The 11,005-nt window shown below is 69.8% G+C and carries 11 protein-coding genes and 1 pseudogene; 11 read left to right on the top strand and 1 reads right to left on the bottom strand.

All coding sequences use genetic code 11. The features are described from left to right. From BFF77_RS36590 to BFF77_RS05355, 9 genes and pseudogenes are all read left to right on the top strand, one after another. Positions 1 to 399: pseudogene (locus BFF77_RS36590) on the top strand (2-oxo-4-hydroxy-4-carboxy-5-ureidoimidazoline decarboxylase); the annotation flags it as partial. A gap of 393 nt (positions 400 to 792) precedes the next feature. Then, a complete protein-coding gene (sdhC, locus tag BFF77_RS05390; RefSeq protein ID WP_079124857.1) occupies positions 793 to 1,173 on the top strand; it encodes a succinate dehydrogenase, cytochrome b556 subunit in 381 nt (126 codons plus the stop codon). A 10-nt stretch (positions 1,174 to 1,183) separates the two neighbouring features. Beyond that, on the top strand, positions 1,184 to 1,672 hold the full coding sequence (locus tag BFF77_RS05385) for a succinate dehydrogenase hydrophobic membrane anchor subunit (protein ID WP_066944323.1): 489 nt from the start codon (positions 1,184 to 1,186) through the stop codon (positions 1,670 to 1,672). Positions 1,673 to 1,695: 23 nt separating this feature from the next. Further along, positions 1,696 to 3,450 (top strand): succinate dehydrogenase flavoprotein subunit, encoded by a 1,755-nt coding sequence (sdhA, locus tag BFF77_RS05380; protein WP_066944321.1) that lies wholly within the window; start codon positions 1,696 to 1,698, stop codon positions 3,448 to 3,450. After that, entirely contained in the window at positions 3,450 to 4,208 is a 759-nt protein-coding gene (locus BFF77_RS05375; RefSeq protein ID WP_066944320.1) for a succinate dehydrogenase iron-sulfur subunit, read from the top strand. The genes sdhA and BFF77_RS05375 overlap by 1 nt, the downstream gene beginning before the upstream one ends. A 124-nt stretch (positions 4,209 to 4,332) precedes the next feature. Then, positions 4,333 to 4,881 carry an Asp23/Gls24 family envelope stress response protein gene (locus BFF77_RS05370; protein WP_066944319.1) on the top strand — a complete coding sequence of 183 codons (549 nt, stop codon included), beginning with the start codon at positions 4,333 to 4,335 and terminating at the stop codon, positions 4,879 to 4,881. Between the two features lie 164 nt (positions 4,882 to 5,045). Next, positions 5,046 to 5,486 (top strand): hypothetical protein, encoded by a 441-nt coding sequence (locus BFF77_RS05365; protein ID WP_066944318.1) that lies wholly within the window; start codon positions 5,046 to 5,048, stop codon positions 5,484 to 5,486. A 6-nt stretch (positions 5,487 to 5,492) separates the two neighbouring features. Continuing rightward, positions 5,493 to 5,906 carry a thiol-disulfide oxidoreductase DCC family protein gene (locus BFF77_RS05360; RefSeq protein WP_211280160.1) on the top strand — a complete coding sequence of 138 codons (414 nt, stop codon included), beginning with the start codon at positions 5,493 to 5,495 and terminating at the stop codon, positions 5,904 to 5,906. Between the two features lie 71 nt (positions 5,907 to 5,977). After that, complete coding sequence (locus BFF77_RS05355) at positions 5,978 to 6,727, top strand: TetR/AcrR family transcriptional regulator (protein ID WP_066944326.1); 750 nt, start codon at positions 5,978 to 5,980, stop codon at positions 6,725 to 6,727. Between the two features lie 6 nt (positions 6,728 to 6,733). Here BFF77_RS05355 and BFF77_RS05350 read toward each other — a convergent pair whose 3' ends face one another. Continuing rightward, entirely contained in the window at positions 6,734 to 9,205 is a 2,472-nt protein-coding gene (locus BFF77_RS05350) for an MMPL family transporter (protein WP_066944325.1), read from the bottom strand. A gap of 192 nt (positions 9,206 to 9,397) precedes the next feature. Between BFF77_RS05350 and BFF77_RS05345 the strand changes: the two genes are divergently transcribed. Then, complete coding sequence (locus tag BFF77_RS05345; protein ID WP_066944317.1) at positions 9,398 to 10,114, top strand: response regulator transcription factor; 717 nt, start codon at positions 9,398 to 9,400, stop codon at positions 10,112 to 10,114. After that, positions 10,111 to 11,005, top strand: an 895-nt coding sequence (locus BFF77_RS05340) for a HAMP domain-containing protein (protein WP_141698365.1), incomplete at its 3' end; no start/stop codon positions are given. The genes BFF77_RS05345 and BFF77_RS05340, both read left to right, overlap by 4 nt.

The following is an 11,005-nucleotide window of genomic DNA, read 5'->3' as shown; positions in this document are numbered from 1 at the left end:
CGCTGGGCCCAGCGGCTCGCCGCGCACCGCCCGTACCCGGATCTCGACACCCTGCTCGCCGCGGCCGACGAGGCCAGCTACGACCTCTCGCAGGCCGATCTGACCGAGGCCCTCGCCGACGAGTCGTCCTCGGGGCCGCCGCACAGCGCGCCGCCCGCCGCCCGTACCGCCCTGCGCGCCGCACACGCCGCGTACGAGAGCAGCTTCGGCCACGCCTTCGTGATCAGCCTCGACGGCCACCGGCCCGAGGAGTATCTCGACGAGGTGCTCGCGGGCATCCGCACCCGGCTCTCCCACGAGCCCGACCACGAGCGGGCCGTCGCCGCGGACGAGCTGCGCCGGCTCGCCCGGAGCCGGATCGCCCAGCTGTTCGCCACGCCCCGGGAGCCGGGTGACACCGGGCCGGACCGCACCGGTCCGGACAACCCCCTGCCGGGCGCCGCCGGCCACACACCCGGCCGCGCACCGGGCCACACGTCCCACCTCCCGCAAACCGGCCACATGACCCATACGCCCCACACGCCTCATACGAGCCATGCAAGCCAAACGAGCCATTCGGGATGCGGACCCTCCGCAGCCGGGCACACCGGGCCGTCCCGATAGCCCGTCCGTGGCTCTTTGATTGCCTGTTTGATCACACCTACGGGCCCCCGGGCGGAGGAACCGACAACACGTCGCTACCATGGCCAGGGCCGGTGGACCGTACCCGGCCGGGCGCGACCGACACCACTGTGCTTATTGAGTAGAAGATGGCGGCCGGCTCTTCGATCACCGCTCCCGGAGGGTTTTTCCGTGCCGGCTGGAACGCTGTACCGCGGCCGGGAAGGAATGTGGTCCTGGGTGGCTCATCGAGTCACCGGCGTCCTCATCTTCTTCTTCCTGTTCGTACACGTGCTGGACACCGCTCTCGTCCGTGTCTCTCCCGAGGCCTACGACGACGTCGTAGCGACCTACAAGAACCCGGTCGTCGCGCTGCTCGAGTACGGCCTTGTGGCCGCCATCCTCTTCCACGCGCTCAACGGCCTGCGCGTCATCGCCGTGGACTTCTGGTCCAAGGGCCCGCGCTACCAGAAGCAGATGCTCTGGACCGCCGTGGGCATCTGGCTCGTCCTGATGGTGGGCGCCCTCTACCCCGTGCTCGGCCACGCCGCGCGCCAAGTCTTCGGGAGCTGAGAGTCCGCCCATGTCTACCAACAACACAGTCACCGACAGCTCCGCGATCAGTGACGTCGAGGGCGAGAGCCTGTACGACGCCGATTTCCCGGCCCCTCTCATCGAGGCGCCGCGCAAGCGGACCGGCAAGACCCCGAAGTCGACCCGCGGCAACTTCGAGATGGCCGCGTGGCTCTTCATGCGCCTGTCCGGTGTCGTGCTGGTCGTCCTGGTCATCGGCCATCTGATCATCCAGCTCGTACTGGACGGCGGAGTGTCCAAGATCGGATTCGCCTTCGTGGCGGGCCGCTGGGCCTCTCCGTTCTGGCAGGTCTGGGATCTGCTGATGCTGTGGCTGGCGATGCTGCACGGCGGCAACGGCCTCCGCACGGTCATCAACGACTACGCGGAGCGCGCCACGACGCGCCTGTGGCTCAAGGGCCTGCTGTACACCGCCACGGTGTTCACCATCCTTCTCGGCTCGCTGGTGATCTTCACCTTCGACCCGAACATCCGCTAGAGCCGGGGCTGACGAGACTCACTATGAAGATCCATAAGTACGACACCGTCATCGTCGGCGCCGGCGGCGCCGGTATGCGCGCGGCCATCGAGTCGACCAAGCGCAGCCGTACCGCGGTGCTGACCAAGCTCTACCCGACCCGGTCCCACACGGGCGCCGCGCAGGGCGGTATGGCCGCCGCGCTCGCCAATGTGGAGGAGGACAACTGGGAGTGGCACACCTTCGACACGGTCAAGGGCGGTGACTACCTGGTCGACCAGGACGCCGCCGAGATCCTGGCGAAGGAGGCCATCGACGCGGTCCTCGACCTGGAGAAGATGGGCCTGCCGTTCAACCGGACGCCGGACGGCACCATCGACCAGCGCCGCTTCGGCGGCCACTCCCGCAACCACGGCGAGGCCCCGGTCCGCCGGTCCTGCTACGCCGCGGACCGTACGGGCCACATGATCCTCCAGACGCTGTACCAGAACTGCGTCAAGGAGGGTGTGGAGTTCTTCAACGAGTTCTACGTCCTGGACCAGCTGATCACCGAGGTCGACGGCGTCAAGACGTCCGCCGGTGTGGTCGCCTACGAGCTGGCCACCGGCGAGATCCATGTCTTCCGGGCGAAGTCGGTGATCTACGCGTCCGGCGGCACCGGCAAGTTCTTCAAGGTGACCTCCAACGCGCACACGCTCACCGGTGACGGCCAGGCCGCCTGCTACCGGCGCGGACTGCCGCTGGAGGACATGGAGTTCTTCCAGTTCCATCCGACGGGCATCTGGCGCATGGGCATCCTGCTGACGGAGGGCGCCCGCGGTGAGGGCGGCATCCTCCGCAACAAGGACGGCGAGCGCTTCATGGAGAAGTACGCGCCCGTCATGAAGGACCTGGCCTCCCGCGATGTGGTGTCCCGGTCCATCTACACGGAGATCCGCGAGGGCCGCGGCTGCGGTCCCGAGGGCGACCACGTCTATCTGGACCTCACGCACCTGCCGCCGGAGCAGCTCGACGCCAAGCTGCCCGACATCACCGAGTTCGCGCGTACCTATCTCGGCATCGAGCCGTACACCGACCCGATCCCGATCCAGCCGACCGCGCACTACGCCATGGGCGGCATCCCGACCAATGTGCAGGGCGAGGTCCTCGCCGACAACACGACGGTCGTGCCCGGTCTGTACGCGGCCGGCGAGGTCGCGTGTGTGTCCGTGCACGGCGCCAACCGCCTGGGCACCAACTCGCTGCTGGACATCAATGTCTTCGGCCGCCGGTCCGGTATCGCCGCCGCCGAGTACGCCCTGAGGAACGACTTCGTCGAGCTGCCCGAGAACCCGGCGGCCCAGGTCGAGGCACAGGTCGAGCGGCTGCGCGCGTCCACCGGCAAGGAGCGCGTCGCCGCGCTGCGCCTTGAGCTCCAGGAGTGCATGGACGCCAATGTGATGGTGTTCCGTACGGAGCAGACCATCAAGACCGCCGTCGAGAAGATCGGCGAGCTGCGTGAGCGCTATCTGAACGTGTCCGTCCAGGACAAGGGCCGGCGCTTCAACACGGATCTGCTGGAGGCCGTCGAGCTGGGCAATCTGCTCGATCTGGCCGAGGTGATGGCCGTGTCGGCGCTCGCCCGCAAGGAGTCACGCGGCGGTCACTACCGCGAGGACTACCCCAACCGTGACGATGTGAACTTCATGCGCCACACCATGGCGTACCGCGAGGTCGGCGACGACGGCAACGAGTCCATCCGTCTCGACTACAAGCCGGTCGTCCAGACCCGCTACCAGCCGATGGAGCGTAAGTACTGATGGCTACACCCGTACTGGACAAGGTCGAGGCGGAGTCCGCCGCCTCCCCGTACATCACGGTCACGTTCCGGATCCGCCGCTTCAACCCCGAGGTCTCCGACGAGGCCCAGTGGCAGGACTTCCAGATCGACATCGATCCCAAGGAGCGGGTGCTCGACGGTCTCCACAAGATCAAGTGGGAACTGGACGGCTCGCTCACCTTCCGGCGCTCCTGCGCGCACGGCATCTGCGGCTCGGACGCGATGCGCATCAACGGCCGTAACCGGCTGGCGTGCAAGACGCTGATCAAGGACATCAACCCGGACAAGCCGATCACGGTCGAGCCCATCAAGGGACTCACGGTCCAGAAGGACCTGATCGTGGACATGGAGCCGTTCTTCCAGGCGTACCGCGACGTGATGCCGTTCCTGGTCACCTCCGGCAACGAGCCCACGCGGGAGCGGCTCCAGTCCGCCGAGGACCGCGAGCGCTTCGACGACACCACCAAGTGCATCCTGTGCGCCGCGTGCACCTCGTCCTGCCCGGTGTTCTGGAACGACGGCCAGTACTTCGGTCCCGCCGCGATCGTGAACGCGCACCGCTTCATCTTCGACTCGCGTGACGAGGCGGCGGAGCAGCGCCTGGAGATCCTCAACGACAAGGACGGGGTGTGGCGTTGCCGCACCACGTTCAACTGCACGGACGCCTGCCCGCGCGGTATCGAGGTCACCAAGGCGATCCAGGAGGTCAAGCGCGCGCTGATCACGCGCCGCTTCTGAGCGCGTCCGCTCCTCCGGGCACGTTCGCTCCAAGGGCCCGTTTCTGTGGGGAAGTCCATACAGAAGCGGGCCCTTCCTGTGCCAGGATCGGTGGTGCATTCGGGACCACGGGAAGCGGGGAGAGATGACCGAGCCGAATCCGTACGCGGACGGGGAGTACACATGGGGGCCGCCGCCGCAGTCGCCGGGCCCCGGCCCGGGACCGACCGGAGCGCCGGGCACGCCGGAGTACGACTTCGCCAACCCCACGCTCATCGACGGCGGATCGGGCTCGATGCCCGGCTACGGCTACCCGGGCGCCCCCTATCCCGTACCGATGGGCGGCGGCACCCCGCTGGTCTCGATCGGTGACATCACCGTGCTTCAGGACTCGATCGTGACACCGTCGGGCACGCTGCCGCTCAAGGGCGCGGTCTGGAACGCGACGGACATGTCCCGTACGGAGGAGAAGATCCCCGCGTACGCCATCGTCCTGGCGATCGTCTTCTTCCTCCTGTGCCTGGTCGGTCTGTTCTTCCTGCTGATGAAGGAGAAGACGACCACCGGCTTCATCCAGGTCTCCGTGACCAGCGGCGGCAAGCACCACTCGACCATGATCCCCGCCAACCACCCGGGTGCCTTCCACGCCGTCATGGGCCAGATCAACTACGCCCGCTCACTGAGCGCCATGTGACCGGCTGACACCGCTTCACCTTCGCGTCCGGCGCCGGGAACTCCCCGGCGCCGGACGCGTTTTCGCTGCCCTCAGCCGCCCTCCAGCCCGGCTTGAACATGTTCAAAAACAGGGCTACAGTCAATGACACCAGCTTTTGAACATGTTCAAAGGGAGGGTGGGGGATGGACCTCACTGTTGTCGCGTATGTGGTCTACCTGCTGATCAGCGTGGCGCTGACCGTGTGGGTGGCCCGGACACTGAGCAGAAACGGGCGGATCTTTCTCGCCGATGTGCTCCAGGGGGACGAGAAGCTCGCGGACGCCGTCAACCACCTGCTGGTGGTCGGCTTCTATCTGGTCAACCTCGGCTTCGTCGCGCTCTATCTCAAGAACGCGGACGCCGTCGAGAACGCCCGCGGGCTCTTCGAGGCGCTCTCGGTGAAGATCGGTGTGGTGCTGCTCGTGCTCGGTGTGATGCACCTCGGCAATGTCTATGTGCTCAACAAGATCCGGCGGCGCGGAGTCATGGAGCGCGAGCAGCGGCCTCCGGTGCCGCCGCAGGGCTGGACGGGACCGGCGGACAAGGGCCCCTGGGCCCCGGCCGCTCCGGCCGGCGGAGCGTGAGCAGCCATGACCGGGACCGAAGTCCGCACGCCCGTGCACCGGTTGACCGTGCTCTACGACGCGCGGTGCCCGCTCTGTGTGCATGTACGGCACTGGCTGCTGCGCCAGCGTCAGCTCGTACCGGTCGATCTGGTGCCCGCCGCCTCGCGGGAGGCGCGGCGGCTGTATCCGGACCTCGATCACGGCTCCACGCTCAAGGAGATCACCGTCATCGGTGACCGGGGCCAGATCTACCGCGGGACGGCCGCCTGGATCGTCTGTCTCTGGGCGCTGGCCGAGCACCGGCCCAAGGCCCACTGGCTGGCCACTCCGGCCGGCGCTCCCTTCGCCCGGATGACGGTGCTCGCCGCCGCGAAGTACCGGGAGCTGACGGCGGCGTCCTGCGACGAGGCGTGCGAGGTGCCCGCTCCGTCGCATTAGGCTCGGGCACTGTGAAGGACGAGAACGCCGTGACAGACGCACAGGACGCCAAGGCCGCCAGGGGCGCGAAGGTGCCGGGCGCGTCCAGGGCCGCCGGCGCCTCCCGGGCCCCGGCGGCCAAGAGCGAGCAGACCCGTACGCTCATCCTCGAAACCGCGCTGCGGCTCTTCCAGGAGCGCGGTTACGACAGGACGACCATGCGGGCCATCGCCCAGGAGGCCGGCGTCTCCGTGGGGAACGCGTACTACTACTTCTCGTCCAAGGAACACCTGGTCCAGGGCTTCTACGACCGGATCGCCGCCGAACACCGGGTGGCGGTCCGGCCGGTGCTGGACCGCGAGACCGATCTCGAGGCGCGGATGGCGGGCGTGCTGAAGGTCTGGCTCGACATCGCCTCGCCGTACCACGAGTTCGCCGCGCAGTTCTTCAAGAACGCGGCGGATCCCGAGAGCCCGCTGAGCCCCTTCTCCCCGGAGTCGGAACACGCCCGCGACGCGGCCATCGCCGTCCACCGCGAGGCGCTGGCCGGCTCCAAGGCGAAGGTCGCGGACGAACTGGCCGACATACTGCCCGAGTTGATGTGGCTCTCGCAGATGGGACTCGTTCTGTACTGGGTCTTCGACCGCTCGGAGAACAGCGCCCGCAGCCGCCGCCTGGCCGAGCGGGGCGCCCTGCTGACCGCACGAGGTGTCGCGCTCTCCCGCTTCCGGGTGCTGCGCCCGCTCGTCCGCGATGTGCACGAACTGTTCACGGACTTCCTCCCGGGCATGGCGGAGGCGGCGGCCTCGCGCAAGGCGAGGCCCCGGCCCGAACGGACCTGACGCCGTTCAGTTCACCGCGTCCACGGCCGTCTCCTCCAGGACCGGGTCGTGTACGGTCGGCTCCTCGCCGATCACGATGTGCCGCGTCTGCGACTGGTGGCCGGGGGCGGTCACCGTCACCGGGTACGGGCCCGGCGCCGGGGCCGCGAGGATGTAGGAGCCGTCGGCCAGGGAGTGCACCTGGTCGACCCGCCGGCCGGCCGGGGTGTGCAGGGTGAGCGTGGCCGAGCGGACCGGCCGGCCCTCGGCCGACCGTACGAAACCGTGCACCGCCGTCGCGTGAGCCGGACCGGAGACCGTGCCGGAGGCCGCCTCGGGCGTCGTCCCGGGCGCCGCCCGCGCCTCCTCCGCCGGCTCCACCGCGAGATGCGGCAGCCGCTCGTCCAGCCATCGCGGCAGCCACCAGTTGGACCGTCCCAGCAGATGCATCGCCGCCGGTACCAGCGCCGTCCGCAGGATGAACGCGTCCAGCGCCACCGCCGCCGCCAGTCCGATGCCCGCCATCGCGGCCTCCAGGTCACCGCTGAGCACGAAGGCGCCGAAGACACAGATCATGATGAGCGCCGCGCAGTTGATGACCCGGCTGGTCTCGGCGAGTCCGACCCGGACCGCCCGCGCGTTGTCCCGGGTGTGCACCCACTCCTCGTGCATCCGGCTGACCAGGAAGACCTGGTAGTCCATGGACAGGCCGAACAGCAGCGACAACATGATGACCGGCAGGAACGCGGTGATCGGTCCCTCCTTGCCGATACCGAGCAGCTCCGTGCCCCAGCCCCACTGGAAGACCGCCACCAGCACACCGAAGGACGCCGCCGCCGCGATCAGATTCATCAGCGCGGCGGTGAGCGGTACGACCAGCGAGCGGAACGCGACGAGCAGCAGCAGGAAGCCGAGCCCGATGATGGCGGCGACGAACGCGGGCAGCCGCTCGCCCGTGACCGCCGCGAAGTCCTTGAACGTCGCGGTGACACCGCCGACATGGACGTCGAGACCGGACTGCGGGAGGACGTCGTCGCGCAGCCGGTCGATCAGTTCGTCCGTCTGCCGCGACTGCGGCGAGGTCGTCGGTACCACCTGGATCACCGCGACGGAGGCCTCCGGCGGGGTCGGCATCGCCGTCGCCATGGCCACGCCCTGTTCCGTACGGACGCGCTCGACGAGCCGGTCGACGGCGGCCCTGTCCGCCCTCCCGCCGGCCTCGGCGACCAGTTGCAGCGGCCCGTTGAAGCCCGGCCCGAAGCCCTCGGCGAGCAGGTCGTACGCCTTCCGGGTCGTGGTGTCCTCGGGATGGTTGCCCTGGTCCGTCGCGCCGAGCCGCAGCGACAGCAGCGGAATCGCCAGAGCCGCCATCACGGCGAGGGCGACGACCGCGACCGCCCTCGGCCGCTTCTGCACGGTGACCGACCAGCGGGCCGCCAGTCCCCGTGACTCCTCCGGCTCAGGACCGCTCGCCGCCGGCCGGGCGCGCTGACGCCTGCTCAGCACCCGCTCGCCCAGCAGCCCGAGCAGCGCGGGCAGCAGCGTCACGGCGGCCAGCACGCTCAGCACGACCGTCAGCGAGGTCGCGACGACGACACCGTCCAGGAAGCGCATCCGCATCACCAGCATCCCGGCGAGGGCGATACAGACGGTGCCGCCCGCGAACAGCACCGCGCGGCCCGAGGTGTTGAGCGCGAGGACGGCCGCGTCCTCGGGTGCCCGTCCGCGCAGGATGTTCCTGCGGTGCCGGGTGACGATGAAGAGCGCGTAGTCGATACCGACGCCCAGACCGATCAACGAGCCGAGCAGCGGCGCCACTTCGGGTATGTCGGTGACATGGCCGAGCAGTCCCGTCGACAGCATGCCCGTACCGACGCCGAAGACGGCCACCACGATCGGCAGCAGCATGGAGAACACCGAGCCGAAGGCGAGGAAGAGCACGAGCGCCGCGGCCAGGATGCCGACGCCCTCGGCGATCCCGGTCGGCGGCTCCTGGATCCGGGTGACGGCCTGGCCGCCCACCTCGATCCGGAGCCCGGCGCGCCCGGCGTCCCGTACGGTGTCGACGACGTCCTGGACGAGTTCCTTCGGTACGGCGTCGGCCTGCTCGGCAAAGGTGACCTGCGCGTAGGCGATCCGCCCGGTCCCGCTGACCTGACCGGCCGCCGCGTCCGCACCGTACGGGCTCCGGACCTCTCCGACGCCCGGCATCGCGGCGATCGCGCCGAGGACCGGCTCGATCCGCTCCCGTACGGACGCGTCCCGTACCGACCCGGTGTCCACGCGCCAGACCACGGTGTCCGTGTCGCCCGAGCGCTCCGGGAAGGCCCGCGCCATCCGTTCGTACGCCTCGGCCGAGTCCGTGTCCGGCAGCGTGAACACATTCGAGTAGTCGCCGCCCGCGGTGGTGCTCGCGGCCCCCAGACCCAGCAGCGCCGCCACCCACAGCACCAGCACCACCGCCTTGTGCCGGTAGCACCAGCGTGCCCATGCCTCCACGATGTCCGTCCTCTTCACTCGGTGGTTTCCCGGCCGCTTCCCGGCCGCCCGGGACCCTCGGCCCTCCCGGGCTCCGGCCGGATCCCAGAATCGGGCCGCCGCGGGGCGTACGGCGGGGCGCGGCCCCGACTCACAGGGAACTCCCAAGCGGCCGGCGGTGCCCGGGACGATCGCGGTGCGGATACTGGGGACATGACAGTTGGTGACGGGCCGGCCGCGGCTGCGACGGCGACCGTGCTGGTCGTGGAGGACGAGCCGAGCATCGCGGACGTCCTCGCCATCGCCCTGCGCTACCACCGGTTCGAGGTGGTGTCCGCCGGGAGCGTGCGGCAGGCCGCGGACGCGGTACGGCGGACGCGGCCCGATGTGGCGCTGCTCGACGTGATGCTGCCGGACGGCGACGGCCGTGAGATCGGCCGTCAACTGCGCGCGTGCCACCCGGAGATCGCGGTGGTCCTCATCACCGCGCGGGACGCGCCCGCCGAGATCGTCGGCGGACTCGGACTCGCCGACGACTACATCACCAAGCCGTTCAACGTGGACGAGGTGATCGCCAGGATCCGGGCGGTGCTGCGCCGTACGCGGCCCGCGGACCGGCTGCCCGCCCGGCCGCCGCTGCGCCACGCGGATCTGGAGCTGGACGAGGCGACGTACACCGTGCGCCGGGCCGGCACGACCGTGGACCTCACGCCCACCGAGTACGCGCTGCTGCGCTTCCTGGTGCGCAACGCCGGTTCCGTGGTGACCAAGGAGCAGCTGCTCCGCCATGTCTGGCGGTACGAGCACGCGGCCGAGTCCACGGTCGTGGAGACGTACATCAGCTATCTGCGCCGCAAACTCGACCCGCTGGGACCCCCGTTGATCACCACGCGCCGAGGTGTGGGATACGGCCTGGCGAGCCCGGCGTGAGCCGCGCCGGGCGCCTTCCCGGTACGGCGTCCTCCCGCCGTGCGCGCGGTCCCCTCCGCACGCGCCGTACGGGGCGTCCCCGCCGCACGCATTCGCTGCGGACCAGCCTCGCTCTCGTCAATGTGCTGCTGCTCGCCCTCGGGATCACCGTGGCGACCGCCGTCAGCCTCTTCGGGCTCCGGCACTATCTCCTCGGCGCCATCGACTCCGAGCTGACCGGCTCGCGCGAGGGACTCCGGCGCAGCGGGATCACCATGAAGCAGATCGAGTCCCTGAGCGCGCTCGCCGCGGTCCGGGACATCCTCGCGCCCGGCGACTCGGGCGCGAGCACGCTGCCGAAACCGGACACCGTCTTCGTGTGCGTCGACGCCTCCGGCAGACCGCTCTTCTTCGCCGGGATCGGGCTGAGCGAGCGCCAGCGGGCGCTCGCCGCGGCGGTCGAGGACCCGGGAGCGGCGGCCCGTCACGACGGCGCGCGCGATGTGGACGTGGACGGCGAGCCGTACCGGACGACGGCCGCCCGGCTCGCCGACGGTTCGGTGGTCCTGCTCGCGAAGTCCACCCAGACCGTCCACCAGAGTCTGGGGCGCGCGCTCAAGCTGGATCTGGCCTTCGGCACCCTGCTGCTGGTCCTGCTCGCGGTCATGACGCTGATGAGCGCGGGCCGTACGCTGCGTCCGCTGGAGGACATGGTGGAGACCGCGTCCGCGATCGCCGAGGGCGATCTCACGCGCCGGACACCGGGCCGTCACCACGCCATCGCGGAGACCGAACAGCTGCGGCTCGCGCTCAACTCCATGCTCCAGCAGGTCGAGTCGGCGTATGTGACGCGCGAGCGCAGCGCCGCCCAGCTCCGCCGGTTCGTCGCGGACGCCTCGCACGAGCTGCGCA

Source organism: Streptomyces lushanensis, assembly GCF_001700515.1.
Classification (GTDB): domain Bacteria; phylum Actinomycetota; class Actinomycetes; order Streptomycetales; family Streptomycetaceae; genus Streptomyces; species Streptomyces lushanensis.
The sequence above is the reverse complement of the archived record's forward strand: the minus strand, read 5'-3'. Positions and strand labels throughout refer to the sequence as shown.

Coding starts and splice junctions, on each gene's coding strand:
- BFF77_RS05385 (WP_066944323.1), top strand. CDS start 1,184: ATGTCTACCAACAACACAGTCACCGACAGCTCCGCGATCAGTGACGTC.
- sdhA (WP_066944321.1), top strand. CDS start 1,696: ATGAAGATCCATAAGTACGACACCGTCATCGTCGGCGCCGGCGGCGCC.
- BFF77_RS05375 (WP_066944320.1), top strand. CDS start 3,450: ATGGCTACACCCGTACTGGACAAGGTCGAGGCGGAGTCCGCCGCCTCC.
- BFF77_RS05370 (WP_066944319.1), top strand. CDS start 4,333: ATGACCGAGCCGAATCCGTACGCGGACGGGGAGTACACATGGGGGCCG.
- BFF77_RS05365 (WP_066944318.1), top strand. CDS start 5,046: ATGGACCTCACTGTTGTCGCGTATGTGGTCTACCTGCTGATCAGCGTG.
- BFF77_RS05360 (WP_211280160.1), top strand. CDS start 5,493: ATGACCGGGACCGAAGTCCGCACGCCCGTGCACCGGTTGACCGTGCTC.
- BFF77_RS05345 (WP_066944317.1), top strand. CDS start 9,398: ATGACAGTTGGTGACGGGCCGGCCGCGGCTGCGACGGCGACCGTGCTG.